This is a genomic window from Pseudomonas sp. MF6394 (assembly GCF_002018845.1).
Classification (GTDB): domain Bacteria; phylum Pseudomonadota; class Gammaproteobacteria; order Pseudomonadales; family Pseudomonadaceae; genus Aquipseudomonas; species Aquipseudomonas lactis.
The window spans coordinates 34,379-59,941 of record NZ_MVOJ01000027.1 but is presented as its reverse complement, the minus strand read 5'-3'; the positions used below and the strand labels follow the sequence as shown (position 1 = coordinate 59,941).

The 25,563-nt window shown below is 62.1% G+C and carries 28 protein-coding genes; 15 read left to right on the top strand and 13 right to left on the bottom strand.

Annotation, left to right across the window (positions count from 1 at the left end; genetic code table 11):
- The first annotated feature begins 1 nt into the window (after position 1).
- Both MF6394_RS23725 and tam read left to right on the top strand, forming a co-directional pair.
- A complete protein-coding gene (locus MF6394_RS23725) occupies positions 2-517 on the top strand; it encodes a single-stranded DNA-binding protein (protein WP_003194626.1) in 516 nt (171 codons plus the stop codon).
- 184 nt (positions 518-701) lie between these two features.
- Positions 702-1,463 carry a trans-aconitate 2-methyltransferase gene (gene tam / locus MF6394_RS23720; protein ID WP_078467698.1) on the top strand — a complete coding sequence of 254 codons (762 nt, stop codon included), beginning with the start codon at positions 702-704 and terminating at the stop codon, positions 1,461-1,463.
- A 21-nt stretch (positions 1,464-1,484) separates the two neighbouring features.
- On the opposite strand, the gene MF6394_RS23715 is transcribed toward tam, so the two are convergent.
- Positions 1,485-2,048, bottom strand: coding sequence for a cysteine hydrolase family protein (locus MF6394_RS23715; RefSeq protein WP_044269384.1), 564 nt, complete (start codon positions 2,046-2,048; stop codon positions 1,485-1,487).
- A 96-nt stretch (positions 2,049-2,144) separates the two neighbouring features.
- Between MF6394_RS23715 and MF6394_RS23710 the strand changes: the two genes are divergently transcribed.
- The 3 genes from MF6394_RS23710 (at position 2,145) to MF6394_RS23700 (ending at position 5,139) form a co-directional block, all read left to right on the top strand.
- Complete coding sequence (locus tag MF6394_RS23710; RefSeq protein ID WP_044269383.1) at positions 2,145-3,116, top strand: GlxA family transcriptional regulator; 972 nt, start codon at positions 2,145-2,147, stop codon at positions 3,114-3,116.
- Positions 3,117-3,284: 168 nt separating this feature from the next.
- On the top strand, positions 3,285-4,394 hold the full coding sequence (locus MF6394_RS23705; RefSeq protein ID WP_078467697.1) for a DUF3182 family protein: 1,110 nt from the start codon (positions 3,285-3,287) through the stop codon (positions 4,392-4,394).
- Complete coding sequence (locus tag MF6394_RS23700) at positions 4,384-5,139, top strand: alpha/beta hydrolase family protein (RefSeq protein ID WP_003194616.1); 756 nt, start codon at positions 4,384-4,386, stop codon at positions 5,137-5,139. Before MF6394_RS23705 ends, MF6394_RS23700 begins: the two co-directional genes overlap by 11 nt.
- 118 nt (positions 5,140-5,257) lie before the next feature.
- Here the strand turns inward: MF6394_RS23700 and MF6394_RS23695 are convergent, their stop codons facing one another.
- Genes MF6394_RS23695 through MF6394_RS23680 form a run of 4 tightly spaced genes read right to left on the bottom strand, consistent with a single transcriptional unit; the run spans position 5,258 to position 9,171 of the window.
- Complete coding sequence (locus MF6394_RS23695; protein WP_078467696.1) at positions 5,258-6,223, bottom strand: lysylphosphatidylglycerol synthase domain-containing protein; 966 nt, start codon at positions 6,221-6,223, stop codon at positions 5,258-5,260.
- Positions 6,213-7,475: a cardiolipin synthase ClsB gene (gene clsB, locus MF6394_RS23690; RefSeq protein WP_047711886.1), complete on the bottom strand. Its 1,263-nt coding sequence runs from the start codon at positions 7,473-7,475 to the stop codon at positions 6,213-6,215. Before clsB ends, MF6394_RS23695 begins: the two co-directional genes overlap by 11 nt.
- Positions 7,472-8,248 carry an endonuclease/exonuclease/phosphatase family protein gene (locus MF6394_RS23685; RefSeq protein WP_044269375.1) on the bottom strand — a complete coding sequence of 259 codons (777 nt, stop codon included), beginning with the start codon at positions 8,246-8,248 and terminating at the stop codon, positions 7,472-7,474. Before MF6394_RS23685 ends, clsB begins: the two co-directional genes overlap by 4 nt.
- On the bottom strand, positions 8,245-9,171 hold the full coding sequence (locus tag MF6394_RS23680; protein WP_078467695.1) for a DUF72 domain-containing protein: 927 nt from the start codon (positions 9,169-9,171) through the stop codon (positions 8,245-8,247). The genes MF6394_RS23685 and MF6394_RS23680 overlap by 4 nt, the downstream gene beginning before the upstream one ends.
- Positions 9,172-9,359: 188 nt before the next feature.
- On the opposite strand from MF6394_RS23680, the gene MF6394_RS23675 reads away from it, so the two are divergent.
- Together MF6394_RS23675 and MF6394_RS23670 are read left to right on the top strand one after the other, a co-directional pair.
- Positions 9,360-11,444, top strand: coding sequence for a mechanosensitive ion channel family protein (locus tag MF6394_RS23675; protein ID WP_047711884.1), 2,085 nt, complete (start codon positions 9,360-9,362; stop codon positions 11,442-11,444).
- A 112-nt stretch (positions 11,445-11,556) separates the two neighbouring features.
- Positions 11,557-12,441 (top strand): sugar nucleotide-binding protein, encoded by an 885-nt coding sequence (locus MF6394_RS23670; RefSeq protein ID WP_032897752.1) that lies wholly within the window; start codon positions 11,557-11,559, stop codon positions 12,439-12,441.
- A gap of 164 nt (positions 12,442-12,605) precedes the next feature.
- Here MF6394_RS23670 and MF6394_RS23665 read toward each other — a convergent pair whose 3' ends face one another.
- The 5 genes from MF6394_RS23665 to MF6394_RS23645 all read right to left on the bottom strand — a co-directional run bounded on the left by MF6394_RS23665 (position 12,606) and on the right by MF6394_RS23645 (position 16,708).
- A complete protein-coding gene (locus MF6394_RS23665) occupies positions 12,606-13,304 on the bottom strand; it encodes an OmpW/AlkL family protein (protein WP_078467694.1) in 699 nt (232 codons plus the stop codon).
- Positions 13,305-13,451: 147 nt separating this feature from the next.
- Positions 13,452-13,973, bottom strand: coding sequence for a DUF3299 domain-containing protein (locus tag MF6394_RS23660; RefSeq protein WP_032895087.1), 522 nt, complete (start codon positions 13,971-13,973; stop codon positions 13,452-13,454).
- A gap of 11 nt (positions 13,974-13,984) precedes the next feature.
- Positions 13,985-15,250 carry an ABC transporter permease gene (locus MF6394_RS23655; RefSeq protein ID WP_078467693.1) on the bottom strand — a complete coding sequence of 422 codons (1,266 nt, stop codon included), beginning with the start codon at positions 15,248-15,250 and terminating at the stop codon, positions 13,985-13,987.
- A 1-nt stretch (position 15,251) separates the two neighbouring features.
- Positions 15,252-15,962 (bottom strand): ABC transporter ATP-binding protein, encoded by a 711-nt coding sequence (locus tag MF6394_RS23650; protein WP_044269070.1) that lies wholly within the window; start codon positions 15,960-15,962, stop codon positions 15,252-15,254.
- Between the two features lie 146 nt (positions 15,963-16,108).
- Positions 16,109-16,708 (bottom strand): DUF2796 domain-containing protein, encoded by a 600-nt coding sequence (locus tag MF6394_RS23645; RefSeq protein WP_078467692.1) that lies wholly within the window; start codon positions 16,706-16,708, stop codon positions 16,109-16,111.
- A 129-nt stretch (positions 16,709-16,837) separates the two neighbouring features.
- Between MF6394_RS23645 and MF6394_RS23640 the strand changes: the two genes are divergently transcribed.
- A complete protein-coding gene (locus MF6394_RS23640) occupies positions 16,838-17,182 on the top strand; it encodes a hypothetical protein (protein WP_044269065.1) in 345 nt (114 codons plus the stop codon).
- Positions 17,183-17,271: 89 nt separating this feature from the next.
- Here MF6394_RS23640 and trxA read toward each other — a convergent pair whose 3' ends face one another.
- The 3 genes from trxA to MF6394_RS23610 form a co-directional block, all read right to left on the bottom strand.
- Positions 17,272-18,144, bottom strand: coding sequence for a thioredoxin (gene trxA, locus MF6394_RS23635; protein ID WP_047711881.1), 873 nt, complete (start codon positions 18,142-18,144; stop codon positions 17,272-17,274).
- A gap of 705 nt (positions 18,145-18,849) precedes the next feature.
- Entirely contained in the window at positions 18,850-19,506 is a 657-nt protein-coding gene (locus MF6394_RS23615; RefSeq protein ID WP_044269058.1) for a class I SAM-dependent methyltransferase, read from the bottom strand.
- The gene (locus MF6394_RS23610; RefSeq protein WP_003194586.1) at positions 19,503-19,958 is read right to left on the bottom strand and encodes a YbaY family lipoprotein; all 456 of its coding nucleotides are present in this window, start codon (positions 19,956-19,958) and stop codon (positions 19,503-19,505) included. The genes MF6394_RS23615 and MF6394_RS23610 overlap by 4 nt, the downstream gene beginning before the upstream one ends.
- A gap of 139 nt (positions 19,959-20,097) precedes the next feature.
- On the opposite strand from MF6394_RS23610, the gene nrdR reads away from it, so the two are divergent.
- From nrdR to thiL, 7 genes are all read left to right on the top strand, one after another.
- Positions 20,098-20,562: a transcriptional regulator NrdR gene (nrdR, locus tag MF6394_RS23605; protein ID WP_019818855.1), complete on the top strand. Its 465-nt coding sequence runs from the start codon at positions 20,098-20,100 to the stop codon at positions 20,560-20,562.
- Positions 20,559-21,686 carry a bifunctional diaminohydroxyphosphoribosylaminopyrimidine deaminase/5-amino-6-(5-phosphoribosylamino)uracil reductase RibD gene (gene ribD, locus MF6394_RS23600; protein ID WP_044269056.1) on the top strand — a complete coding sequence of 376 codons (1,128 nt, stop codon included), beginning with the start codon at positions 20,559-20,561 and terminating at the stop codon, positions 21,684-21,686. Before nrdR ends, ribD begins: the two co-directional genes overlap by 4 nt.
- Before the next feature lie 48 nt (positions 21,687-21,734).
- Positions 21,735-22,397 carry a riboflavin synthase gene (locus tag MF6394_RS23595; RefSeq protein ID WP_044269053.1) on the top strand — a complete coding sequence of 221 codons (663 nt, stop codon included), beginning with the start codon at positions 21,735-21,737 and terminating at the stop codon, positions 22,395-22,397.
- Positions 22,398-22,412: 15 nt separating this feature from the next.
- Positions 22,413-23,504 (top strand): bifunctional 3,4-dihydroxy-2-butanone-4-phosphate synthase/GTP cyclohydrolase II, encoded by a 1,092-nt coding sequence (gene ribBA / locus MF6394_RS23590; RefSeq protein WP_003194579.1) that lies wholly within the window; start codon positions 22,413-22,415, stop codon positions 23,502-23,504.
- A gap of 88 nt (positions 23,505-23,592) precedes the next feature.
- Positions 23,593-24,069: a 6,7-dimethyl-8-ribityllumazine synthase gene (ribH, locus tag MF6394_RS23585; RefSeq protein ID WP_003194576.1), complete on the top strand. Its 477-nt coding sequence runs from the start codon at positions 23,593-23,595 to the stop codon at positions 24,067-24,069.
- Positions 24,066-24,566, top strand: coding sequence for a transcription antitermination factor NusB (nusB, locus tag MF6394_RS23580; RefSeq protein ID WP_044269051.1), 501 nt, complete (start codon positions 24,066-24,068; stop codon positions 24,564-24,566). The genes ribH and nusB overlap by 4 nt, the downstream gene beginning before the upstream one ends.
- 18 nt (positions 24,567-24,584) lie before the next feature.
- Positions 24,585-25,550: a thiamine-phosphate kinase gene (gene thiL / locus MF6394_RS23575; protein ID WP_044269050.1), complete on the top strand. Its 966-nt coding sequence runs from the start codon at positions 24,585-24,587 to the stop codon at positions 25,548-25,550.
- The last annotated feature ends 13 nt before the right edge of the window (positions 25,551-25,563 follow it).

Below are 25,563 nucleotides of genomic sequence, written 5' to 3'. Positions count from 1 at the left end.
TATGGCCCGTGGGGTTAACAAAGTCATATTGGTCGGTACTTGCGGCCAAGATCCCGAAGTTCGCTACTTGCCTAACGGTAATGCTGTGACCAACCTGAGTCTGGCGACCAGCGAGCAATGGACCGATAAGCAGACCAACGAGCGCAAAGAGAAAACCGAGTGGCACCGCGTGTCGTTGTTCGGCAAGGTCGCAGAGATCGCCGGTGAATACCTGCGCAAAGGTTCGCAGGTGTACATCGAAGGCAAACTGCAAACCCGTGAGTGGGAAAAAGACGGCATCAAGCGTTACACCACCGAAATCGTGGTCGACATGCAAGGCACCATGCAACTGCTGGGCGGCCGTCCACAGGGCGACCAACAGGGCCAGGGCGGCATGTCCAACTCGGCACCGCGTCCACAGCAGTCGCGTCCGCAGCCAAGCCAACAGCCACAGCGTGAGTCGCGCCCAGCGCCACAACAGGCTGCTCCGCAACCGGCTCCGGATTTCGACAGCTTTGATGACGATATCCCGTTCTAAGGTCCAAGACCGACCCTGAACAAACAAAACCCCCGATAGCGAAAGCATCGGGGGTTTTTTATGGGCAATGCCCAGGCGTGGGCGCACGGGATGCCTTTGTGCAGACAGCACACCACCCCGACATTTGTTCTCATGGCCCACAAGATTTAGGCTGTCGTCACCTCTAGCAAGAAGGAAGGCTGTGATGACCTGGTCCGCCAAGCAGTACACGATGTTCGAACAGCAGCGCACTCGCCCCGTCCGTGACCTGGTGGCAGCCATTCCCAACATCGACGTGACCACCGCCGTCGACCTGGGATGCGGGCCGGGGAACTCCACCGAAGTACTGGCCGAGCGTTTCCCCCAAGCGCACGTCACGGGCATGGACAGCTCCGATGACATGTTGCTGGACGCACGCAAGCGCCTGCCCAGGTTGAACTTCGAGCTGGCAGACATCGGCGCCTGGCATCCGGCGCAACGCTTGGATGTGATCCTGGCCAATGCCTCGCTGCAATGGCTGCCCGACCACGCCACGCTGTACCCGCACTTGGTCCACCAACTGAACCCAGGCGGCACGCTGGCGGTGCAAACCCCGGACAATCTGGACGAGCCCGCCCATCGCCTGGCCCGTGAAGTTGCGGCCGATGGCCCATGGGCGGCCAAGATAGGGGCGGTCAAACACAATGAGCGGCACACCGCCAGTTACTACTACGAACTGCTGAGCAAGCATTGCAGTACCGTGGATGTGTGGCGCACCACCTATCAGCACCCGTTGGCGGACCACGCGGCGGTGGTGGAGTGGTTCAAGGCTTCGGCATTGCGGCCTTTTCTTGCGCCGTTGACCGACGATGAAAAAGCCGCCTTCCTGCAGCAATACCAGGCGCGAATTACCCAGGCTTATCCCGCCCTGGCCGATGGCACGGTGTTGTTGCCCTTTCCGCGCCTGTTCATCATCGCCACACGCTGAAGCGATCAGCCCGGGTGGCGGTCACGCGGCCGCTGCTTGGGCCTTCAAATATTCCTCTGCCGACACCACACCCGCATAGCCAAAGGCCAGGGAGGCCATGTACGCGCCGTGTACCTGCGCTGCCGGAATCACCTGGCCGTTGAACTCCTGGTCGCGGGTCGCGCAGGCATCATGAATCACCGTAACCTTGTAGCCCAGGTCCGCCGCCGCCCGCACCACGGCGTCAACGCACATATGGCTCATGCTGCCCACTACCACCACGTCGGTGATGCTGCGCTGTTCCAGCAGTTCGCGCAGATTGGTTTGGCGAAACGCATTCACGAAGTGTTTGAGTACCACCGGCTCATCGCCCTCGTTGATTACCTTGGCATGCAAGTGCGCGCCTTCGGAGCCCGGGGTGAAGAAGGGTGCGTCGTCGCCAGCGAACTCATGGCGTACATGAATCACCGCATCGCCTGCTTGCCGAAATGCCTGTAGCACCTGCGCCGCCTTGTCCGCTGCGGCTTCCACGCCGTCGAGCGGCCACTTGCCCTGGGGGAAGTAGTCGTTCTGGATATCGATTAGGATGAGCGCCTGCTTGGCCATGTGTGTTGCCTCGTGATGGGTTGATGGGCCTAGTATCTTATCTGGCGATCACACCGAGAATTGGCTGCACCGACAATAACAGGGGGAAAACTGACAATGGCCGCGCAACGCAGCACTGTCGAGCTGGGTGTGTTGATCTACCAGGGCGCGCAACTCGCCGCAGTCCACGGGCTGACTGACCTGTTCGGGGTCGCCAACCGCATCGCCGCCGAGCATGAATCTGCGCAACTGCCGCTGCTGCGGGTCAGCCACTGGCAGGTAGATGCCCACGGCACGCCCGCGCGCACGTTCGACAGCCATCCCGGCCCCGACCAACCGATGATGGCCGTGCTGGTGCCACCCTCGATTGCCGAGTTCACCGAAGACCAGGCGCCGCCTGCACTGCTGCAATGGCTGCGCCAGCAACATGCGGCCGGCACCGTGCTGGGCGGTGTGTGCATCGGTTCGATCATGCTGGCGCGCAGCGGCTTGTTGGATGGTCGCAGCGCCACCACTCACTGGTCTTCCGCGAAGTCCTTTGCGGCCAGTTACCCGGCGGTGCGCCTGGAAGCGGATAAACCCATTGTCGATGACGGCGACCTGATCACCTCCGCTGGGCTGATGGCCTGGTCCGAACTGGGCCTGCGCCTGGTCGACCGCCTGATGGGCCCGAGCGTTGCAGCCGACACGGCGCGTTTTCTGGTGATTGAACACAGCGCCAGTGCCAGCCAGTGCGGTAGCAACTTTGCGCCGATTCTCAGGCATGGTGATGGTGCGGTTCTCAAGGTCCAGCATTGGCTGCAGGCCAGTGGCGCGGTGGATGTGTCCGTGGCGGCGATGGCGCAGGAGGCCAACCTGGAGGAGCGCACGTTCTTGCGGCGATTTCGCAACGCCACCGGGTTGAAACCCACCGAGTACTGCCAGCACCTGCGGGTCGGCAAGGCACGGCAGATGCTGGAGTTCACCAACGGCACGATCGATCACATTGCCTGGACCGTGGGCTATCAGGACCCCAGCGCCTTTCGCGCCATTTTCAAGAAAATCACGGGGTTGTCCCCCAGCGATTACCGCAACCGTTTTGGGGTTTGAATCGTGCAGAACGCCGCAGGGTTAACTTAGGGTCGTGCAGAATAAAACAGGCTAACGGCCATCACTTCTTGCGCAACTGATTGATTTTACGGCCATCCCCGCAAACCCTATGTTGGCCTGATCCATGCAGCCCTCCTGCTACACAACGGCTGATAGAAAGGGGAACGCATGACCCCCATAAGTCGCAAGAAGCTGGTGGTCGCCCACTCCATGCGAGAAGGCGCGCCCCTGCATGAAATTGAAACCAACCGTGCACTCGCGCGCTGGCTGGCGCAGATCCTGGGGCTCAAGTTCGGTGGTAGCTACGACCCGGCCCTGCATGCGGGCCGGGAATTGTACCTGCTGCCCACGCAAACGCTGGTCGGACCTGCCCAAGCGCAACGGCTCAATATCAAAGGGCCACAAGATCTGTGGGGCGGCTATGTCGATCACGCTTTCATCTGCACCAAAGCCATCAGTCACGGCCTGCTGAGTCCCGAGGCCAAGGCGCCCGAAGGCTGGTCGCCGACATTCTGCGAGCGTGTGCGTGACGTGGTGTTGGACGGCGTGAGTGTGTTCGCCCTTGAGGATGCACGGCCTGCCGCGACCCGCTTGCTCTACAGCGGCCCGATTCGTCTGAAACCCGTAAATGCCTGTGCAGGGCGGGGGCAGGAAGTTATCCACAGCCTGGATGAATTCGACGCGATAGTGGCCCGCCCGGAAGCGGCCCGAATGTTCAATCAAGGCGTGGTGCTGGAACAAGACCTGCACGAGGTGGTCACCCATAGTGTGGGCCAGAGTTTTATCGGCGATCACCTCTTCAGCTACTGCGGCGAGCAGCACCTGACGCAAGACGGGCAGGGCGAAGAGGTCTACGGCGGTTCCGATCTGCTGGTCGTCCCCGGTGATTACGCAGCCCTGCTCAAACTGGATCTGCCTGAAGACGTGCGTAAGGCTATCGAACAGGCGCTGGTTTTTGACCGAGCCGCGAATGAAGCCTACCCAAGCTTCTTCGCCTCGCGCCGCAACTACGACATCGCCCAAGGCCTGGACAGCACAGGCCAGCGCCGCAGTGGCGTGCTCGAACAATCCTGGCGCATGGGCGGGGCCAGTAGCGCGGAAGTCGCGGCGCTGCAGAGCTTTATCAACCACCCGGGCCTGAAGGCCATCCGTGTGTCCTCGGTAGAAACCTATGTAGACCAAGTGCTGCCGGCGGATGCCATCGAGGTATACCGAGGCCCGGCCGAAAACAGCGACTTTCTACTCAAGTATGTGACGGTCCAGACTTATGACGGCTAGAAGCGAGAGCATCAGCATTGATATAGACGACGAACAAATGAGCGGGACCTTCCTCAGCCCCAAGTCCAAAGTGCCCGGTGTGTTGTTCGTGCACGGTTGGGGCGGTAGCCAGGAGCGCGACTTGGAGCGAGCCAAAGGTATCGCAGGCCTTGGGTGTGTGTGCCTGACTTTCGACCTGCGTGGCCATGCTGGCACCGGCATCCCCTTGTCCCGCGTCACCCGCGAAGACAACCTGCGCGACCTGCTGGCTGCCTACGACCGCCTACTGTCCCACCCGGCGATCGACACCTCGGCGGTGGCAGTGGTGGGCACCAGTTATGGCGGCTACTTGGCGGCGATCCTCACCTCGTTGCGCCCGGTACGCTGGCTGGCGCTGCGAGTGCCGGCACTGTATCGCGACCAGGAATGGCTCAAGCCCAAGCGCGATTTGGACAAAGCCGACCTGATGGATTACCGCGGCACCCTGGTGCACGCCGAAACCAATCGGGCCCTGCATGCCTGTGCGCAATTTACCGGCGATGTGCTGATTGTCGAGTCGGAAACCGACGACCATGTGCCCCACGCGACCATCATGAGTTATCGTGCGGCGTGCCAGCAGACCCACTCCCTGACCCACCGCATCATCGACGGTGCCGACCATTCCCTGAGCGACCCGGTGTCGCAACAGGCGTACACCTCGATACTGGTGGACTGGATTACCGAGATGGTGGTGGGGGAGCGGTTGAGCATCATTCAGGCCCGTTGATTCATCTGTGTCTGGGCTGGCGCCTTCGCGAGCAAGCCCGCTCCCACATTTGGAACGCTATCCAACCTGTGGGCGCGGGCTTGCTCGCGAAGGCGATGTAACTATCACCTCAGTTCTCTCAGGCTGTTTTCTTCACCCGCAACGCCTTGGCCTTGGCCTCCACCCCCAAATACATCACCAGTGCAATCAACAACGGGCAAATAAAATAAATGGCCCGGTACGCGATCAGCCCCGCCAGCAAACTCCCCCGCGACGCCTCATGTTGCAATAGCGCAATGAACACCGCCTCCAACACCCCCAACCCGGCCGGGATATGGGTGACCACTCCGGCAATCGCACTGATCAACAGCACCCCCAGCACCAACGGGTAATCCAGTTTGGCCGGCAGCAAGGTGAATATCACTGCGGCCATCAACGACCAGTTCAACGCACCCAGAGCCAGCTGCAAACAGGCCATGCGCAGCGACGGCAAGTTGATCTCGATACCGCGAATCGACCACGCGCGCTTTTTAGAAAACCGGCACGCCGCCAGGTAGCCCAGGCTCGCGAGCACCAATAACACCCCGACCCCTTGCAAGGCGCCGCTGCTGAGCTTCCAGCCCGGCGGCAGGTTCACCAACCCGCTGCTGAACACCACCCCGGCCAACGCCATATAGCCGAACCAATTGGTGGCCAGGCTCAGGCCGAGGATCTTGGCGATATTGCTGGTGCTCACGCCCAGGCGCGAATACAGCCGGTACCGCATGGCAATGCCGCCGACCCAAGCGCTGAGGTTGAGGTTGAACGCGTAGCTGATGATGCCCACCGGCAATATCTGCTTCCAGCGCAGCGGCTGGCGAATGTAGGTGCGGCCGATCAGGTCAAAACAGGCGTAGACAATGAAACTGCACAGCGTCAGCGCGCCGGCGATGAACAATGTGCGCAGCTTGAACTCGCTCAGGGTCTGGAACACTTCGCTCCAGTCGATGCGCCGGGCGAGCAGGGTAAACAACACGATCAGCAACACGAAGAACGCAATCGTCAGCGGTTTCTTCCAGCGCTTGAACCCAGAGGCTTGCGCTTGGGGGCGGGCTTCAGACGTCATGGGGCGTGGCCTCAAAAGGTTTCAAGCGCGGTTTGTGGGCCGGCAACCAACTGGCCAGTACCGGGAAATGGCGCATCACATGAAACACCAGGAAACCCACGGTCAGGCGCCAGAGCCACAGGCGTGGCTTGCGCTTTTCCGGCATGGTCTGGCAATGATTGTGGGCGAGTGCTTCCAGGCGTTCGTAGAGCTGTTGATTGAAAGCCCGGTCGCGAATCAGCACGTTGGCTTCCAGGTTCAATGCCAGGCTCAGGGGGTCCAGGTTGCTGGAGCCGACGGTGCTCCATTCGTCATCCACCAACGCCACCTTGCCGTGCAGCGGGCGTTGGCAGTATTCGTGAATCACCACGCCATCTTTGAGCAAGTAGTCATAGAGCATGCGCGCGGCCAGTTTCGCCAACAGCACGTCCGGCTGGCCCTGCATGATCAACTGCACGTGCACGCCACGGCGCGCCGCGTTACGGATCTCGCGAAGCAGGCGGTAGCCGGGGAAGAAGTACGCGTTGGCGATCACCACCCGCTGCCGGGCCTGGCTCAAGGCGTGGATATACGCGTCTTCGATGTCATCACGATGCTGGATGTTGTCGCGATAGATCAGGCGCACCAGGCCGTCGCCTGGCTCGTTTGTCCAGGGCGAAGGCCGTTGTTGGCGCCGTCGCCAACCGCGACGGCTGCGCACCTGGCGGCCACTTTGGGCGAGGGCGAAATGGTGCAGGTCTGCCACAGCCGGGCCGATCACCTGTACTGAGTAATCCTGCTTGGCTTCGGGGCCGAAATCCGCCAGGTGGTCGGCGGAAAAATTGATCCCGCCGATAAACGCCACGCGGGCGTCCACCACGACGATCTTGCGGTGCAGGCGGCGAAACCAGTTAGTGCGTATGCCGAGCGTCTTGGGCGCCGGGTCGAACATCTGCACCATCACCCCGGCCTCGGCCAACTCCCGCAGGAAGCCCGGGCTCAGTTCGCCGCAGCCAAAACCGTCGAGGCTGACCACCACCTTCACCCCGCGCTTGGCCGCCTCGATGAGGATGCTGTGCAGCTCAAAGCCGACCTTGTCTTCAAAGAGGATAAAGGTCTCCAGCAGGATCTCGCGCTCGGCGCCGCGCAACGCCTCGAATACGGCAGGAAAGTATGCCTCGCCGTTCTCCAGCAACTCCACGCGGTTGCCGCTTTGCCAGCCGTAATCCAGATCCCGCGCCTTGCTGTCGTCTGGCGGTTGGTCTGTGGCGATATGGTCTACCGCAACGTTCATAGCTCAACCTCCACCGACAGCGGCACATGGTCTGAAAGATGGGACCAGGGGCGAGTGGTGAGCACGCGCGGGTTGTGCACCTTCAAATTGCGCACATAAATGCGGTCCAGCGGCAGTAGTGGCAGGCGCGCCGGGAAGGTGCGCGCCGGCTTGCCGAGGGTGTGCATGAACACTTCCTGCAAACCGCTTTGACTCAGGTCGGCTTTTTGCCGCCAGTCGTTGAAGTCGCCGGCGACCACCAACGGCGCATCGGCCGGAATCTCGCGGATACGTTGTTCCAGCAACCGCAATTGTTGTTGGCGATGCACCTCGCGCAAGCCCAGGTGGATGCAGATCGCGTGCACCTGCTGACCGCTGCCCGGCAGGCGCAGCACGCAATGCAGCAGGCCGCGGTTTTCATGGCCGCTTTGCGATATGTCGAGGTTGTCGTAGCGGATGATCTGGAATTTGGACAGCAGTGCATTGCCATGGTCGCCATGGGGGTACACCGCATTGCGCCCATAGGCAAACTGCGGCCAGATGCTGTCGGCGAGGAACTCATACTGCGGCATTTTTGGCCAGTCGCTGTAACGCTGCGGGTGGCGTTCGTGGGTGCCATGGATCTCCTGCAAGAACACCATGTCTGCGCCCACGCTGCGCACCGCTTCACGCAGCTCGGGCAAGATGAAGCGGCGATTCAGTGCGGTGAAACCCTTGTGGATATTGACCGTCAGCACTGTAAAGCGAGTGATGGCGGTGGTCGGCGGGGTGGGGATCAGCTCTGGATGTGTCATGGCAATACTCCTGGTTCCGGCAGCCGGCCAGGTTCGGTGAGCAGGTGTTGGTCCAGCCCGAAACGTTGCAGCAATTGGCGTGCATCGAAGGGCGCGCGAACTTTGATGTCGTTGTCGAAAAAGCAGAACACATCGCGCTGTTTACGCCTGCGGGGCGTGTGGTGCGGGTCGACCAGGTGTGCATCGGCAGGCTGCTTGCCGTGGGCCCAGCGCTCGATGCGGTCACCCCAGCGCTGGAGCGCTTCGGCGCTATAACCGCTGGCGTATAACTGCTTGTCGCCGTGCAAGCGCAGGTACATGAAGTTGGAGGTCACGTCTTCCATGTACGGCCACTTGCCTGCGGTGTCCGCGACCACCAGGGCCACCCCGTGCTTATCCAGCATCTGGATGAACTCCGGCACGGCAAAACTCGTATTGCGAATCTCCACGGCATGGCGCAACGGCTTCTTGGCATAGGCCTTCATGCTCGCCTTGCCGTTAAGACGCGGCTCATGCTGGCGCGCGAGGGCGGCGGCCTGTTGGGTGTCGGTGGGTAATTCAGCCAAAAAGGTTTCAAACAGCGTGGCGTCGAATTTGAAGCTGGGCGGAAACTGCCAGAGGATTGGGCCGAGTTTTTCTTTGAGTTCCAGCACCCCGGAAGCGAAGAAATTCGCCATCGGCTTGTGTACATCGCGCAGGCGCAGGATATGCGTGATGAAACGGGGCGCCTTGACACTGAACATGAAACCTTCAGGCGTATCGGCATACCACTCGGCATAGCGCTTAGGGGTTTGCAGCGCGTAGAACGAGCCGTTGATTTCGATGCTGTTGACGGCGCGTGACGCAAACTGCAACTCGCGTTTCTGGGTCAGCCCTTCGGGGTAGAAATCCCCGCGCCAGGGCGTGTAGCGCCAGCCGGAAATGCCGATGTGAATCGCCGCCATGTGTGCTCCCGTGGTTGGTGGGTGAGGTGACCTCCGTTATGGGATGACTGCGCTATTTGGCTGAAAGTTTCCACATTCCTACAGGCGGTACAGGGTAGGAAAAGATGGGAGGGCATCGCCCATGCGGGGAACGATCAAGGCCTAAACCCGTCAGTTCCTTACAGACCCTGCTGAAGGAGCTCGCTGTTTTGCTGAATCTAAAGACTGCATTACTGCTCGGTGCGTTGCTGCTTTGCGGTAACGGCGCACTGCAAGCCGCAGCGACGGCACCCGCTGCCGAGACGCCGGCCAAGCCGGAATTGCTGGTGCAAGGCGGGCTACTCGGGGCCATCAGTTCCAGCATTGATGACGTGCAAGACAAGCTCGACCTCAACCAGAACCTCATTGATGCCTGGCGCCTGCGGGCCGACCGCGCCGCAGACGAAGTAGGGCGCCTGGTGGACCAGACCACCGCACGCTCGCCGTGGAGCGTGGCCGGCGATTTCCTGCTGTTGTCTGGCGTGTGGGCCGGTGCCTTTGCTGTGCTGACGATGCTGGGGCGCCTGGTTGTGAAACGCGCGAGCCGTCGCCCATTCCTTGCGCGGCGTCAACGGCTGCAAGGCTTGCTGGGCTATGTGGTGCCCTACACGATTCCAGCGCTGATCTGCTTGCCGTTGACCCTTTATGTCAGTCACTTTTTAGCCGCGTCTGTCGGCCGAGCCCTGGCGCTGTGTTTTGCCTACGCCACCAGCAGTGGCATCTTTTCCACCTCGCTGTTGCTGTGCGTCATTGTGATGTTCAACGTCGGGCACAAGCGGCCTGCGGTGCGGATCATTCGTGACTATTGCCCCAAGCCTCTATTCCTGATCGGCTTTCTCGCGGCCCTCAGCGATGCGCTGACCAGCCCGCAAATCGCTCGGCAACTGGGCGGCAATATCACCAGCAGCATCGCTGTGTTTACCGGCCTGTTTGCCGCGGTCATCTTTGGCGTGCTGGTGGTACGCCTGCGTCGCCCGGTGGCCCATTTGATCCGCAACCGGCCGTTGGCCCAGCGCCTCAAGCATCCAGCATTGCAACAGTCGCTGCGGGTGTTTTCCGGGCTCTGGTACTGGCCGATTCTGTTGATGGTGCTGGTCTCGGCGGTCAACCTGATTGGCGCCGGTGACGACAACCAAGAGGCCCTGCGCTGCGCGCTGCTCACCACCTTGTTACTGATCGGTACGGTGTTTCTCAGCACTGTGCTGCAACACCTGTTCAAGTCCCGCAGTCAGGTATCGATCCAACGCAGCAGCGCCTACAAGGAACGCTTCCTGAGTTTGCTGCACGCGATTTTGCGTATCGTCATGGCCATCGCGTTTATCGAGATACTCGGGCGTATCTGGGGTGTCTCGTTGTTCGAATTCGCCCAGCGCAACTCCGTGGGCCGGGCCATCAGTGACTCCCTCAGCAGCATCGGCCTGATCCTGTTGGTGACCTGGCTGTTCTGGGTGGTGCTCGACACCGCGATCCAGGAAGCCCTCAAACCACCGGTGAATAAACGCTCCAGCCGCCAGCCCAGTACCCGGGTCAAAACCATCCTGCCGCTGCTGCGCAATGCGGTGAAGATCATCCTGGTGGTGATCTGCGCGATCACCACCATGGCCAACCTGGGCATCAATGTCGCGCCGTTGCTGGCGGGCGCTGGGGTGGTGGGCTTGGCCATCGGTTTCGGTTCCCAGCAACTGGTGCAGGACGTGATCACCGGCCTGTTCATCATTATCGAAGACACCCTGTCCATCGGCGATTGGGTGGTGCTCGACTCCGGCCACGCCGGCACCGTCGAAGGCCTGACCATCCGCACCCTGCGCCTGCGCGACGGCAAGGGCTTTGTGCATTCTGTGCCGTTCGGGCAGATCAAGGCGGTCACCAACCAGTCCCGTCAGTTCGCCTATGCGTTCTTCTCGGTGCAGTTCACCTACGACACCGACGTGGACAAGGCCGTGGAGCTGATCCGCGAGGCCGGCCAGTCGATCCGCGACGATGTGTTCCTCAAGTACAACCTGCAAGGGCCGTTGGAGGTGTTCGGGGTAGACAAGATGGACCTCAATGGCGTGGTGCTCACCGCGCAGTTCCGCACGGTTTCGGGTGGCCAGTACGCGGTCAGCCGTGCGTTTAACCAGCGTCTGAAAAAGCTTGTGGATAACTGTGAGGCGGTGCACTTTGCCCAGACTTATCCACAGCAGCTCTTGCTCGCACCGCGTACGGCGCTGAAACAGGAGGCCGCCGAACCCGACGTCAAGACACTTAATCCGTGACGGTTGCGCTACAAGCCCGCAAAATGCAACGATTCTGGCAATGACCTACGACAGCGCACACACGCCTGTCGATAATAACCATCGTTCCAAACAGACCGGGCCTGCTCAATCTATGCGAATGCGCCTTATGTTACTGGGCGGCGGGAATGCCCTCGGGCAGGCGCTGATTCGCCTCGGTGCGGAGGAAGACATCGGTTTCCTCGCCCCCAAACCGCCCCAAGACGGCTGGGATGCCGCAAGTCTCACCCAATTGCTCGACGACACCCGTCCCGATGCCTTGATCAACCTCGCCTACTATTTCGACTGGTTCCAGGCCGAAGCCGTGAGCGAGTCCCGCTTGGCCGCCCAGGAATTCGCCATCGAACGCCTGGCCGAGCTGTGCCAGCACCACAGCATCACCCTGCTGCAACCGTCCAGCTACCGCGTGTTCGATGGCTCCCGCGCCACCGCCTACAGCGAGAAAGACGAGCCGGTGCCCCTGGGCCTGCGCGGCCAGGCGTTGTGGCGCATCGAACAAAGCGTGCGCGCCACGTGCCCGCAGCATGTGCTGCTGCGGTTTGGCTGGCTACTGGATGACAGCGTCGACGGCACGCTCGGGCGCTTCCTGGCCCGGGCTGAAAAACCGGATGAGCTGTTGATGGCCGACGACCGTCGTGGCAACCCGACGCCGGTTGACGACGCCGCACGGGTAATTATCTCGGTGCTCAAGCAACTCGATTGCGCCGCGCCACTGTGGGGCACTTACCACTACGCCGGCCACGAGGCGACCACGCCGTTGGCGCTGGGCCAGGCGATTCTCACTGAAGCGCGCAACTTCCATCCGTTGGCCATCGAGTCCCCCACCGCCCAGGCTCACGCAGCGCGGCCGGATGCGGCGGATGAACCGCAGCATGCGGTGCTGGCCTGCAAGAAAATCCTGCATACCTTCGGCATCAAGCCACGGGCATGGCGGGCAGGCTTGCCGGCGCTACTGGATCGCTTCTACCGCCATAGCTGACACCCCCAAAACCAAAAGTGGGAGGGGACTTATGTGGGAGCTGGCTTGCCTGCGATAGCATCACCTGGGTATCACTGATACACCGAGGTGTCTGCATCGCGGGCAAGCCCGGCTCCCACATAAGCCCCCTCCCACATGGGTTATGCGGTGTGGCTTAACCGGACTTAGAACTTGTAGCCGATACCCACCATGTAAACCATCGGGTCTACATCCACATTGACCTTGGCCCGAGTGCCCTGGCCCAGCGCGTTGTTATCCACAGTCGCTTTGGTGCTGATGTCGATGTAGCGCGCCTGGGCGTTGATCATCCACTTGTCGTTGATCATGTAGTCGGCGCCGATCTGCGCGGCCCAGCCCCAGGAGTTTTCGGCCTTGAAGTTGCTGAAACCGGCCTGTTCGGCACGGCTGCCCACGTGTTCGTCGTAGATCCAGGTGTAGTTGATACCGGCGCCCACATACGGCTGGAACGCAGACTTATGATCCAGCGGGTAGTACACGACGCTCAAGGTCGGCGGCAGGTGTTTCAGGGTGCCGAGCTTGCCGTTGGCGGCGCCCAGGGCGGTGTTCTTGATCTTCACGTCATGCTCGAACGGCGTGGCCGCGAGCAGTTCGATGCCGACGTGGTCGGTGATCATGTAGGCGAAGTTCAAGCCCAATTGGGTGTCGCTGCTCATGGTCGCCTTGCCGCCCAGGTTGGTGCCGGCCAGCGGACCCTGGTCAACCTTGACTTTGCCGCTGTCGGCCTTCGGGTTCACGGTGATTGCACCGGCACGCACCAGAATATCGCCCGCCTGGTGAGCGTGTGCGACCGGGGCGACGAGGGCGAGCGCGAAGAGGGACGCGCCGAGCAGAGACTTGTTCATGGGAGCTCCAAAGGACGTTTAAAAGTTGTACGTCCAATGGTAAAGATCGTTCCGTTCGGTCTTTTGACTCAGCTCAATGAAAGGGTGATCAGTCACTTTCGGCACTGATCAAAACCTGTGGGAGCTTCAGTGTGTTGCTGGTGGGGGTTATTCCTCCAGCTCGTACATATAAATCTTCTGGGCATCCATCTGGTAACCGGCATCGGCCAATTCGCTGGACGATGGCTTGACCTGCATCGCGCCTTCGATCCAGTACGGTTGATACAGCTCATCGAGCTTCACCCCCACCTCGCTTTTCACATGCACAATCTGGTTCGACGGCGGTGGCGGCACATGGATGCAGGCGCCGAAATATGGCACCAGCAGAAACTCCGTGGTGCGGCCTTCTTCGCTGACTTCCAACGGCACGATATACCCCGGCAGGCGAATGTGCTGGCCATCCAGGCTCTGTACCACCGGCGCGTTGGGCATGTCCTGCTTGGCCGCCGGCGCGGCTTCGGCGGACAAGGCATCCGCCATGTTCGACAGGTCGTGCAGCGGCTTCATATTGGGCACTTCTGGTGGCGCATCCGGCGGGATCATCTCCTGCCAGGACAAATCCTTGGGCTGCTCCTGCGCCCAGGCAGGCACGGCCATCAACAACAACAGGGCAAACAGGGCACGACGCATCGAAGCCTTCCTCATAAACGGATGGACAGGCCATCGGCCAAAGATTGGCGGTAGGCGCGCCACGCGGGCACGCTGCCCATCAACAGGGCGGCTGCCAGGATACCGGCGAGCAACGTCCATTCATATTCGCTCGGCCACGACATCGGCAGGTCCAGGCCGTAATTGGCCTGCAAATAACCCCGCGAGGCGGCAATGCACAGGTACAGCAACCCCAGGCCCGCCACCACGCCGGACAAGGCCAGGGCGAAGGCTTCGAAGATCAGCAGCGTTGCGATGTGCCAAGGCCGCGCACCCACCGAGCGCAGGATCGCCATCTCGCGGCGGCGCTCGTTAAGGCTGGTGAGGATCGCCGTGAGCATGCCGATCAAACCGGTCAGCACCACGAACAGCGAGATCACAAACAAGGCTTTTTCGGCAGTGCCCATCATGCTCCACAACTCTTGCAGCGCGACGCCGGGCAGGATCGCCAGCATGGGCTCGCCACGGAATTCATTGATCTGCCGTTGCAAGGCGAAGGTGGAAATCTTGTTGTTCAGGCCGAGCATGAACGCGGTAATGGCTTGCGGCGTGAGGTCCATATTGCGCGCCTGGTCGGCACTGATGCGGCCTTTGCCCTGGGCCGGCACGCCGTTGTGCCAGTCGATATGAATCGCTTCCATGCCGCCGAGGCTGATATGCAGCGTGCGGTCCACTGGCGTGCCGGTGCGCTTGAGAATGCCGACCACCGTGAACGGTTTGTCGTCATGCTTGACCAGGCTGACCACCGCCACGCCATGGGCCAGCACCAGCTTGTCGCCGAGTTTGTAATGCAGGGCCTCGGCCACTTCAGCGCCGAGCACTACCTCGAACGGGTCGGTGGCGAAGGCACGGCCGCTGGCCAGCTCGAGATTTTGCTTGCGCCCGTACTGGTAGTGCTCGAAGTAGGATTCGTTGGTGCCCATCACCCGGTAGCCGCGATGGGAATCGCCAAGGGAAATCGGGATCGCCCATTTCACTTGAGGGCTCGCGGCGAAGTGCTCGTAGCTGTCCCAACGGATGTTGTTGGTGGCGTTGCCGATGCGGAACACCGAGTACAGCAGCAGGTTGACCGAGCCGGAACGGGCGCCGACGATCAGGTCGGTGCCGCTGAGGGTGCTGGCGAAACTGTTGCGCGCCTCGACGCGCACACGCTCCACCGCGAGCAGCAAGCAGACGGAAAGCGCGATGGCAAACGCGGTGAGGATCGCGGTAAAGCGGCGGTTAGCCAGGCTGGCCATGGCTAGACGGAACAGATACATCTCAAACCTCTGCGGGCATGGCGGCGCGATTGAGTTCGGCCAGCGACAGGTTGCGGTCGAACAGCGACGCCAGGCTCTGGTCATGGCTGACAAACAACAGGCTGGCGCCCGCTTCGCGGCATTCGGCGAACAGCAACTGCAGGAAGGCTTCGCGGGCGTCGTAGTCCAGGGCCGAGGTGGGCTCGTCGGCGATCACCAGCTCCGGCTGGCCGATCAGCGCTCGGGCAGCGGCCACCCGTTGTTGTTGGCCGATGGACAGCGAATCGGCACGGCGTTCCAGCAGGCTCGGGTCCTTCAAACCCAGGTGTGCGAGCAAGGTCGCAGCGGCCTGGTCGACGCTGCCGTGACGCTGCTTGGCCCGTTGCGCGCGCAGCTTGGAAAAGTGGCAGGGCAACTCGACGTTCTCGCGTACCGACAGAAACGGCAGCAGGTTGAACTGCTGGAAGATATAGCCGGTGTGGTCCACACGGAAACGGTCACGGGCGCCGGCCGAGAGTTCGGTCAACTCTTGGCCGAGCAGGCGAATGCTGCCCTGGCTGGGCTTCTGCACGCCGCCCAGCAGCCCCAGCAAAGTGGTCTTGCCACTGCCGCTCGGGCCCTTGAGGAACAAGGTTTCCCCGGGTTCCAGGCGGAACGCGGGAATGTCCAGCAACTGCGGGTGACCGGGCCAGTTGAAGCCCAGGTCGGACAGTTCGATTAACGCTTGAGTCATGGGAAGTCAGTGTCGCCTGGTAGTCGAAAATGGCGCCGATCCACTGTGGGAGCTGGCTTGCCTGCGATGGCATCCGGCAGTGTGCCTGCTGCACCGCCTCGCCTGTATCGCAGGCAAGCCAGCTCTCACATGGACCTTGTTTCAAATCAGAACTTCAGCGTGGCTGCGGTTGCCGTTGCGTCAACACCTTGCTGACCGCTCGGGCCGATCAGTTGTACCTGAATTTTCTGGGTGGCGGGGAAGGTCTTGAACACCTGGCTCAAGTCCAGGTTGCCCAGGGCTGTCGGTGTGGCGCAGGTGAACTGGTAATGGGCGTGGATTTCACTGTGGTCGTGATCATGCTTGTGGGCGGCGGCGCCTTTGCCGTCGGAGGCGTGGTCATCGTCGTCATGCTCGGCTTCCGGTTTGTCACCGAACAACGGGCTGTTGAGTTCCTGGCTGCTGACCACACAACCTGCGGCCTTGGGCAGGTTGAACAGGGCCGATGGATTTTCCAGCTGTTTGCGCACGGCGGCGACCTTGGCTTTGTCGGCGGCGCTGGTGGCTACATGCTCGAAACCCACCAGGTTCATGGCCGGGCTGTCCAGTTCCAGCTCCAGGGCCTGGCCGTCCAGCACGGCATTCAGGCGCCCGACGCCATGTTCATGGGCGCCGAGGCTGCCGTGCTCGTGGTCATGGTCTTCGTGAGCATGAGCGACAGCCAGTGGCAGCAGGGCAAACGGCAAAGCGAGCAGCAAACGGCGCATGAGAGAGCTCCAGGATGAAAGTTTTGTTATGTGATCTTATAACAATTGAGCCGAGAGTTTGACCGCCCGCTTGGTGTTGCGCAAGCTGCGTGGGAGCATGCCCGTCAGAAAAATGCAGGAGTAAGGACGATGTTGCGAATTCGTGGAACTATCGGCGACCTGCCGGTGGACTTGACCTTGGAGCTGGACGACGGCGATTGGGCGCGATTGGGCGCCCAACTGCAGGCCGCGCCAACGCCCAGCGCGCCTACTGCGGCACCGGTCAAACAGAACGAAGACCTGTGGCAGAACGCCCAGGATTTACTGCGCAAGGCCGGGCAACTCAATGGCCTGGAATTGCTCGACCAACTCGAAGGCCTGGCCGGCGATGCCGGGGCGGGCAAGCGCCTGCTGGTGCGCCTGCGCCACAGCGCCAACGTGAAGGTGGCCAGCGGCGGCGACACCCCGCTCTACACCTGGGTCGGCGCTTTGTAGGAGCGAGCTCGCTCGCGAAAAACGTCAACGGTAACGCGGTCACCCTGAATGAACGCGGCGCCTATGGGTTTTTCGCGAGCAAGGTTGGGTTAGTACAGCGCGGCAAACAACTTGCGGCGGTACACCGTGACCAGCGGGTGATCATTGCCCAGCAATTCGAACACCTGCAGCAAGGTTTTGTGGGGTAGGCCTTCGCTGTAGCCGCGGTTGCGGATAAACAACTTGAGCAGCCCTTCCAGCGCCGCGTCGTATTGCTGGCGCGCCAGTTGCTGGATCGCCAACTGATAGGCCGCTTCGTCATCCTGCGGGTTTTGCGCCAGGCGGCTTTTCAGCTCGGCGGCGTCCGGCAAGTCCGCAGCCTGGCGCAGGAAGGTGATTTGCGCCTTGGCCCCGGCCAGGGCGGCCTTGTGGTCGTCGCTCTTGACCGCGTCGAGCACGGCCTGGGCTTCACCCAATTCACCGCGCTCAGCCAGGCAACGTGCATACAGGATCAGCGCGGCGGCGTTGGTGTTGTCTTCGCCCAACAACTGCACCAGCAGCGCTTCGGCCTCGCTGATGCGCCCTTCGCTGAACAGCGCCTGAGCCTGCTCCAGCGGGTCCGCCGCAGCCGGTGGCGGCATCTGCACATGGGGCTCCAGCATCGCCCGCACTGCCGACTCTGGCTGTGCACCGGCAAAACCGTCCACCGGTTGGCCATCCTTGAACAGCACCACCGTCGGCAGGCTTTGAATGCCAAAACGCGCCACGATGTCCTGTTCGGCTTCGCAGTCGACTTTTGCCAGCAGCAACTCGCCCTGATAACTCTCGGCAATCTTCGCCAGCATCGGCATCAGCGCTTTGCAGGGAGCGCACCACTCGGCCCAGAAATCGACCAGTACGGGCTTTTCGAAGGAGTTCTGAATAACGGCCTGGTCGAAGTTGGCGGTGGTGACGTCGAAGATGTACGGCGTGGGCTCACTCATGGGGCATCTCGAATAAAGCGGGAATGGGGGCAACTATAAGGGCTGGCGAGGTTGGCTGAAAGCATCCTGGTAGCTCCCACCTTCAAATGCATTCCCCTGTGCGGGCTTGCCCGCGATGGCCATAGGTATCTACACAACTTCGGTACGACGCTAAGCCTGTGGTGAGGGAGCTTGCTCCCGTGACGACCAGACAGCCGGCGCATATCCATCTGACGCCCCGCGATCCAAATGTGGGAGCTGGCTTGCCTGCGATGACGGCCTGACAGCCGGCCCCTGTCTATCTGACGCCCCGCGATCAAATTGTGGGAGCGGGCTTGCTCGCGAAGGCGGCCTGGCAGTCAACGCAGTTGGATTGTATATATCCATTGCTGCGGTAACGGCCACCTAGGGTTCCGCTCTGACAGCGGCTCACTTTTGAAAAGCGCAAAAGTAAGCAAAACGCTCTTGCCCCACCACTCGGCACCTCGCTCACGCTCGGTGTGCCCGAACACAGGCTTGAATCCGTGGGCCGCCGCCACGCGCCATCCATGGCGCGGGGCGGCTAACCCGGCGTCCTGCCGGGTTACCCACGAATTCAAGCCTGCGTTCGGCCAGCGTGGTTTAACGGGGCGCCTAAGATCAAAAGCAGATCAAGAGCAGCTCGCTTCGCATCGTGGTTGCCGTCGACTGCTACAGAGTTGTGTAGATACCTATGCCGCGATGGCCTCAAGCGCGCCGCGAATGGTACAGGCTCACCTTACGAAACTCCCAAGGCTCGGCCAGGTCTGGCAGGGTCAAGGCCTCGAGGATCTCCAGCCGCCGGTAATCCGGATGCTGGAAATCCCGTACCCGCGAATCCGCCACCAGCGCTTCGCGGCCACGAGTGAGGAACTGATCCAGCAACGGCAAGTTGGCGCGGTCGTAGAGCACGTCGGCCACCAGGATCAGGTCGAAGCGGTCGGCTTCGGCAAAAAAGTCTGCCGAATAACTCAGCGCCACCTGGTTGAGTTCGGCATTCGCACGGCAAGCGGCCAAGGCCAGTGGGTCCAGGTCGCAGGCCACCACCTCCAGGGCGCCAGCCTTGACGGCGGCGATCCCGGCCACGCCCGAACCTGCGCCGAAATCCAGCACGCGTTTGCCGGCGACCCACTCGGGATGCGCCGCCAGGTAACGCGCCAATGCCAGGCCGCTGGCCCAGCAAAAGCTCCAGTAGGGCGGCTCATGCAGGATGCGCCGGGTTTCTTCCTGGCTGAAGGCGCGGTCCATGTTGTCGGCGTCCAGCAGCCACAACGACAACGCGGTGCCCGGCAATGGGCAGGGCACCAATTGCGCATCGCCAATCAACGCGCTCAAGGCGTGTTGCAGGCCCAGCGGTGGCGTCATGGCGCCTTGACGAGTTGCAGGGGGCCGGTGCTCTGGGTGATCGCCTGGGTGACGCGCACGGCAGGCAGATGCAGGATCAACTGGCCGGACTGGCTGGCGCGGCCGCGCAATTCCACGCGCGCACCGGCCGGGAAGGCTTCAGGGTTAAAGCGCAGGCGGAAGGCCAGGGGCTTGCCGTTGCCGCTCAGTACGCTGCTGGCGAGCAGTTGCTGCGGGCGCGAACGGTCGTCGATCACCAGGAGCGCCATCTCGACTTCGGCACCGGCAGGCACGTTGGTCAGGCTGCCGCTGATTTCGCGCTGATAGGCGGGCAGGGGGCCGAGGTCTTCAATGCCTGGGACTTTTTTCTCTTGCGCCGGGGTGGGTTGAGGCGCGGCCGGCTTGGGGGCTTCGCTGCTGCAGGCGACCAGAAAACTGAACAGGCTGAGTAGAACGAGTGGTCGTAACTGCATGTACGGCTCCAGAAAGGACAAAATCCGTGGCTTAAAAATATGAAACATATAAGCCTGCCTATATACCGTAAAGGCTATGGCTTGTCTTGCCACAGGGATGCGCTACCATGGCCCTCCCATTTTTTGTTGCCTGCCAACCATGCACTGTCCCTTCTGCGGTGCCAACGACACCAAGGTCATCGACTCGCGTCTGGTCGCCGAGGGCGACCAAGTGCGTCGCCGGCGCGAATGCCTGGCCTGTGGTGAACGTTTCACCACCTTCGAAACCGCCGAACTGGTGTTGCCGCGTCTGATCAAGTCCGACGGCAGCCGCCAGCCTTTCGACGAAGAAAAACTGCGCGCCGGTATGCAGCGCGCCCTGGAAAAACGCCCGGTGAGTGTCGAGCGCCTGGAAGCGGCGCTGGTGCATATCAAGCACAAGCTGCGGGCGACCGGCGAGCGCGAGGTCAAGAGCCTGGTGGTCGGTGAGCTGGTGATGGGCGAGCTGCAAAAGCTCGACGAAGTCGCCTATATCCGTTTTGCCTCGGTGTATCGACGCTTCCAGGACCTCAATGAGTTCCGCGAAGAGATCGACCGCCTGGCCCGTGAGCCCTCCAAACAATGACCTCTGAACAGGCTGTGCTCGACGCCCACTACATGGCCCGCGCCCTCGAATTGGCGCGCAAGGGCCTGTACACCACCCACCCCAACCCCCGTGTTGGCTGCGTGATCGTGCGTGACGGGCAGATTGTCGGCGAAGGCTGGCATGAGCGCACCGGCGAACCCCATGCCGAGCCCAATGCCCTGCGCGCCGCTGGCGACAAGGCCCGTGGCGCGACGGTGTACGTGACCCTTGAACCGTGCAGCCATCATGGCCGTACGCCGCCCTGCGCCGATGCGCTGGTGACCGCCGGCGTAGCGCGGGTAGTGGCCGGCATGCAGGACCCGAACCCGGAAGTGGCCGGGCGAGGCATGCAGCGCCTGGCCCAGGCGGGTATCGAGGTGCGCAGTGGTGTGTTGGAAACCCAAGCGCGGGCGCTTAACCCCGGCTTCCTCAAACGCATGGAGCAGGGCCTGCCGTTTGTGCGGGTCAAGCTGGCGATGAGCCTGGACGGCCGCACGGCGATGGCCAGCGGCGAAAGCCAGTGGATCACCGGCCCCGCCGCCCGTGCTGCGGTGCAACGCCTGCGCGCCGAAGCCAGTGTGGTGCTGACCGGTGCCGACACGGTACTGGCCGACGGTGCCCGCTTGACCGTACGCGCCGCCGAACTGGGCCTGGATGAAGCAACCACCGCCCTGGCCATGTCGCGCCCGCCGTTGCGCGTGCTGATCGATGGCCGCCTGCGGGTGCCGCTCAACGCGCCGTTCTTCAAGGCCGGCCCGGCATTGGTCATCACCTGCGTCACCCCAGAGAACCAGTTTCCCCGTGGCCCTGAGTGCCTGGTGGTGCCTGGCGTGGAAGGCCAGGTGGACCTGCGCTCGGCATTGGTCGCCCTGGCTGCCCGTGGCGTCAACGACGTGTTGGTGGAAGCTGGGCCAAGCCTGGCCGGTGCGTTTGCCCAACAAGGCCTGGTGGATGAGTACGTGATATTCATCGCCGGCAAGTTCTTAGGCTCTGCTGCCCGCCCGTTGCTGGACTGGCCGCTTGAGAAGTTGGCCGATGCCCCCCAACTCAAGATCACCGACATGCGCGCTGTGGGCGACGACTGGCGAGTCACTGCCATCCCCGTCCCAGCAGTGAGCGTATAATTCCCGGCCTGCGCTTAAGCGTCAGCCCCTCGTTTTAAGGAGAACGAAATGTTCACCGGCATTATCGAATCCATCGGCAGCATCCGTGCAATGACCCCCAAAGGCGGGGATGTCCGCCTGCTGGTTGAAACCGGCAAGCTGGACCTGGGCGACGTCAAGCTGGGCGACAGCATCGCCGTCAGCGGCGTGTGCCTGACCGTCATCGAGCTGCCGGGCAACGGCTTTGCTGCCGATGTCAGCCGGGAAACCCTGGACTGCACCGCGATGAACGACCTCAAGGCCGGCAGCCCGGTCAACCTGGAAAAAGCCCTGACGCCCACCACGCGCCTGGGCGGTCACCTGGTCAGCGGCCATGTCGACGGTGTCGGCGAAGTGGTCGCGCGCAGCGAAAACGCCCGCGCCGTGGAATTCCGTATCCGCGCGCCCAAAGAGCTGGCCAAGTACATCGCTCACAAAGGCTCGATCACCGTCGATGGCACCAGCCTGACCGTGAACGCCGTGAATGGCGCCGAATTTGAACTGACCATCATTCCCCACACCCTCAGCGAAACCATCATGGCCTCGTACCAGCCGGGCCGCCGGGTGAACCTGGAAGTGGACTTGCTTGCCCGTTACCTGGAGCGCCTGTTGCTGGGCGAAAAGGCCGCAGAGCCTGCAGCCGGTAACATCACCGAAAGTTTTCTGGCCGCTAACGGCTACCTGAAATCCTGACCAAGGGGGTGCCGCGTGGCGCTCAATAGCATCGAAGAACTGGTTGAAGACATCCGCCAAGGCAAGATGGTCATCCTCATGGATGACGAAGATCGCGAGAACGAAGGCGATATCATCATGGCCGCCGAGGCGTGCAAGCCCGAGCACATCAACTTCATGGCCAAGCACGCCCGTGGGCTGATCTGCATGCCCATGAGCCGCGAACGCTGCGAATTGCTCAAGCTGCCCCTGATGGCGCCGCGCAATGGCTCGGGTTTTGGCACCAAGTTCACCGTATCCATTGAAGCCACCACGGGCGTCACCACCGGCATTTCCGCCGCTGACCGCGCCCGCACCGTGCAAGCCGCCGCTGCGAAAGACGCCAAGGCCGAAGATATCGTCAGCCCGGGTCACATCTTCCCGCTGATGGCCCAGCCGGGCGGTACCCTGGCCCGTGCCGGCCACACCGAAGCCGCCTGCGATTTGGCGCGCATGGCCGGTTTCGAGCCAAGCGGGGTGATCTGCGAAGTGATGAACGATGATGGCACCATGGCCCGTCGGACTGAACTCGAAGCCTTTGCCGCCGAACACAACCTCAAGATCGGTACCATCGCCGACCTGATTCACTACCGCATGATCCACGAACGTACCGTTCAGCGGATTGCCGAGCAGCCACTGGACAGCGAACTGGGCCAATTCAATTTGGTGACCTACCGTGATTCAGTGGAAGGCGACGTGCACATGGCCCTGACCCTGGGCAACATTTGCGCCGAAGAACCGACCCTGGTACGCGTGCACAACATGGACCCCCTGCGTGACCTGTTGATGGTCAAGCAGCCGGGCCGCTGGAGCCTGCGCGCCGCCATGGCTGCGGTTTCCGAGGCGGGCAGCGGTGTAGTGCTGTTGCTCGGTCACCCGCTGGACGGCGATGTATTGCTGGCACATATCCGCGAAACTGCTGATGCCGTGCCGGTAAAAAAGCCGACCACCTACAGCATCGTCGGTGCCGGTTCGCAGATCCTGCGCGACCTGGGTGTGCGCAAAATGCGCCTGATGAGCGCACCGATGAAATTTAATGCGATATCCGGATTCGACCTGGAAGTTGTAGAATACGTGCCCTCCGAATAAAGGCCGGCGATTCTTGCCCCTTGTTCGCGGTTAAATCATCACTGAGGGACGCACTTTTCGCGTCCCGGCTCTTTAAGAGATTTGTCGAATGACCCTGAAGACCATCGAAGGTACCTTCATCGCCCCCAAAGGCCGCTATGCCCTGGTGGTTGGCCGCTTCAACAGCTTCGTGGTTGAAAGCCTGGTAAGCGGTGCGGTTGACGCCCTGGTTCGCCACGGTGTGAGCGAGAGCGATATCACCCTTATCCGCGCGCCTGGCGCCTTCGAAATTCCACTGGTTGCGCAAAAAGTTGCTCAGCAGGGTGAATACGCGGCGATCATCGCCCTGGGCGCGGTGATTCGTGGCGGTACCCCGCACTTCGAATACGTGGCCGGCGAATGCACCAAGGGCCTGGCCCAGGTGTCCATGGAGTTCGGCGTGCCAGTCGCTTTCGGCGTACTGACCGTGGATTCCATCGAGCAAGCCATCGAGCGTTCCGGCACCAAGGCCGGTAACAAAGGCGCCGAAGCTGCCTTGTCCGCCCTGGAAATGGTCAGCCTGCTGTCGCAGTTGGAGGCCAAGTGATTTCCGACGAAAGCGATCAGTTCAACCCTCAGGAGCCGCGTCCTGCCGATGCTGGCAAGCCGTCCAAGAGCGAGAAGCGTCGCAAGGCGCGTCAACTTGCGACCCAGGCGCTGTACCAGCGACACCTGGCGGGCGCTTCGCTGAACGAAATCGAGGCACAGTTTCGCGTCGATAACGATTTCACCTTCGCCGACCAGAGCTACTTCCACGACATCCTTCATGGTGTGCACGCCAACCTGACCGAGATCGACACAGCCCTGGCGCCTTGCCTGGACCTGACCATCGAAGAACTCGACCCGGTTGAACTGTGCGTGATGCGTCTGTCCACCTGGGAGCTGCTCAAGCGCGTCGACGTGCCGTACCGCGTCGTGATCAACGAAGGCATCGAACTGGCGAAAGTCTACGGTTCGACCGACGGCCACAAATTCGTCAACGGCGTGCTCGACAAGCTGGCCCCGCGCCTGCGTGAAGCCGAAGTGAAGGAACACAAGCGCTAATCTGCGCTTGAATCTTCAATGGGTGAGTTTGAGCTGATCCGCACCTACTTCGCCGCTGCGCCTTGTGCGCAAGGCGGCGAAGGCATTGCCCTGGGGATCGGCGACGACTGCGCCTTGCTGGCGCTTCCCGCTGGGGAGCAACTGGCAGTCTCTACCGATACGCTGGTAGCAGGGGTGCATTTTGCCGACCCCTGTGACCCGTTCCTGCTCGGCCAGCGCTCGCTGGCCGTGGCGGTGAGCGACCTGGCCGCCATGGGCGCCCACCCCCTCGCCTTTACCCTTGCCCTGACCACGCCGAGCGTCGAAGCCGATTGGCTGCAACGCTATGCCCAAGGCTTGAACGCCATGGCGCAAAGCTGCGGCGTAGGCTTGGTGGGCGGCGATACCACCCGTGGGCCGCTGAGCCTCACCCTGACCGTGTTCGGCCGTGTGCCGGCTGGCCAGGCCTTGACGCGCAGCGGTGCTCAGCCGGGTGATTTGCTGTGTGTCGGCGGCGAGCTGGGCAATGCCGCGGGCGCCTTGCCGCTGGTAGTGGGGCAGCGCACGGCTGACGCAGCAATCGCCGAGCCGCTGCTGGCTCATTACTGGTCGCCGCAACCGCAGTTGGCCCTGGGGCTGGCGTTGCGGGGCAAGGCGACTGCGGCCATGGATATCTCCGATGGGCTGCTGGCCGATTGTGGGCATATCGCCAAGGCGTCAGCGGTGCGCCTGGTGATTGAGCGCCAGCGGTTGCCGTTGTCTGCGGCCTTGCAGGCGTTTGTCGGTGAAGACCAGGCTCACGTGGCGGCGTTGAGCGGGGGCGACGACTATGTACTGGCGTTCACCTTGCCACCGTCCCAGTTGGCACCGTTGCAGGCCGATGGCTGGCCAGTGCATGTGATCGGCCGAGTCGAAGCGGGGCAGGGCGTGACGCTGCTCGACGGCAACGGCCAGGACATCACCCCGGCCGTGCGCGGCTACCAGCATTTTCGCCAGACGCCCTGAGCCGGCGCTCTGC

What these genes read in the sequence shown, in the direction of transcription:
- ribD (WP_044269056.1), top strand. Translation starts at nt 20,559, where the DNA reads ATGACCTCTGAACAGGCTGTGCTCGACGCCCACTACATGGCCCGCGCC.
- clsB (WP_047711886.1), bottom strand. Translation starts at nt 7,475, where the DNA reads ATGAACGTTGCGGTAGACCATATCGCCACAGACCAACCGCCAGACGAC.
- MF6394_RS23660 (WP_032895087.1), bottom strand. Translation starts at nt 13,973, where the DNA reads ATGCGTCGTGCCCTGTTTGCCCTGTTGTTGTTGATGGCCGTGCCTGCC.
- trxA (WP_047711881.1), bottom strand. Translation starts at nt 18,144, where the DNA reads ATGAGTGAGCCCACGCCGTACATCTTCGACGTCACCACCGCCAACTTC.
- nrdR (WP_019818855.1), top strand. Translation starts at nt 20,098, where the DNA reads ATGCACTGTCCCTTCTGCGGTGCCAACGACACCAAGGTCATCGACTCG.
- MF6394_RS23645 (WP_078467692.1), bottom strand. Translation starts at nt 16,708, where the DNA reads ATGCGCCGTTTGCTGCTCGCTTTGCCGTTTGCCCTGCTGCCACTGGCT.
- MF6394_RS23670 (WP_032897752.1), top strand. Translation starts at nt 11,557, where the DNA reads ATGCGAATGCGCCTTATGTTACTGGGCGGCGGGAATGCCCTCGGGCAG.
- MF6394_RS23640 (WP_044269065.1), top strand. Translation starts at nt 16,838, where the DNA reads ATGTTGCGAATTCGTGGAACTATCGGCGACCTGCCGGTGGACTTGACC.
- MF6394_RS23710 (WP_044269383.1), top strand. Translation starts at nt 2,145, where the DNA reads ATGGCCGCGCAACGCAGCACTGTCGAGCTGGGTGTGTTGATCTACCAG.
- MF6394_RS23705 (WP_078467697.1), top strand. Translation starts at nt 3,285, where the DNA reads ATGACCCCCATAAGTCGCAAGAAGCTGGTGGTCGCCCACTCCATGCGA.
- MF6394_RS23615 (WP_044269058.1), bottom strand. Translation starts at nt 19,506, where the DNA reads ATGACGCCACCGCTGGGCCTGCAACACGCCTTGAGCGCGTTGATTGGC.
- tam (WP_078467698.1), top strand. Translation starts at nt 702, where the DNA reads ATGACCTGGTCCGCCAAGCAGTACACGATGTTCGAACAGCAGCGCACT.
- MF6394_RS23685 (WP_044269375.1), bottom strand. Translation starts at nt 8,248, where the DNA reads ATGACACATCCAGAGCTGATCCCCACCCCGCCGACCACCGCCATCACT.
- MF6394_RS23680 (WP_078467695.1), bottom strand. Translation starts at nt 9,171, where the DNA reads ATGGCGGCGATTCACATCGGCATTTCCGGCTGGCGCTACACGCCCTGG.
- MF6394_RS23650 (WP_044269070.1), bottom strand. Translation starts at nt 15,962, where the DNA reads ATGACTCAAGCGTTAATCGAACTGTCCGACCTGGGCTTCAACTGGCCC.
- MF6394_RS23715 (WP_044269384.1), bottom strand. Translation starts at nt 2,048, where the DNA reads ATGGCCAAGCAGGCGCTCATCCTAATCGATATCCAGAACGACTACTTC.
- MF6394_RS23655 (WP_078467693.1), bottom strand. Translation starts at nt 15,250, where the DNA reads ATGTATCTGTTCCGTCTAGCCATGGCCAGCCTGGCTAACCGCCGCTTT.
- MF6394_RS23595 (WP_044269053.1), top strand. Translation starts at nt 21,735, where the DNA reads ATGTTCACCGGCATTATCGAATCCATCGGCAGCATCCGTGCAATGACC.
- MF6394_RS23695 (WP_078467696.1), bottom strand. Translation starts at nt 6,223, where the DNA reads ATGACGTCTGAAGCCCGCCCCCAAGCGCAAGCCTCTGGGTTCAAGCGC.
- MF6394_RS23725 (WP_003194626.1), top strand. Translation starts at nt 2, where the DNA reads ATGGCCCGTGGGGTTAACAAAGTCATATTGGTCGGTACTTGCGGCCAA.
- MF6394_RS23665 (WP_078467694.1), bottom strand. Translation starts at nt 13,304, where the DNA reads ATGAACAAGTCTCTGCTCGGCGCGTCCCTCTTCGCGCTCGCCCTCGTC.
- MF6394_RS23610 (WP_003194586.1), bottom strand. Translation starts at nt 19,958, where the DNA reads ATGCAGTTACGACCACTCGTTCTACTCAGCCTGTTCAGTTTTCTGGTC.
- ribH (WP_003194576.1), top strand. Translation starts at nt 23,593, where the DNA reads ATGACCCTGAAGACCATCGAAGGTACCTTCATCGCCCCCAAAGGCCGC.
- MF6394_RS23700 (WP_003194616.1), top strand. Translation starts at nt 4,384, where the DNA reads ATGACGGCTAGAAGCGAGAGCATCAGCATTGATATAGACGACGAACAA.
- thiL (WP_044269050.1), top strand. Translation starts at nt 24,585, where the DNA reads ATGGGTGAGTTTGAGCTGATCCGCACCTACTTCGCCGCTGCGCCTTGT.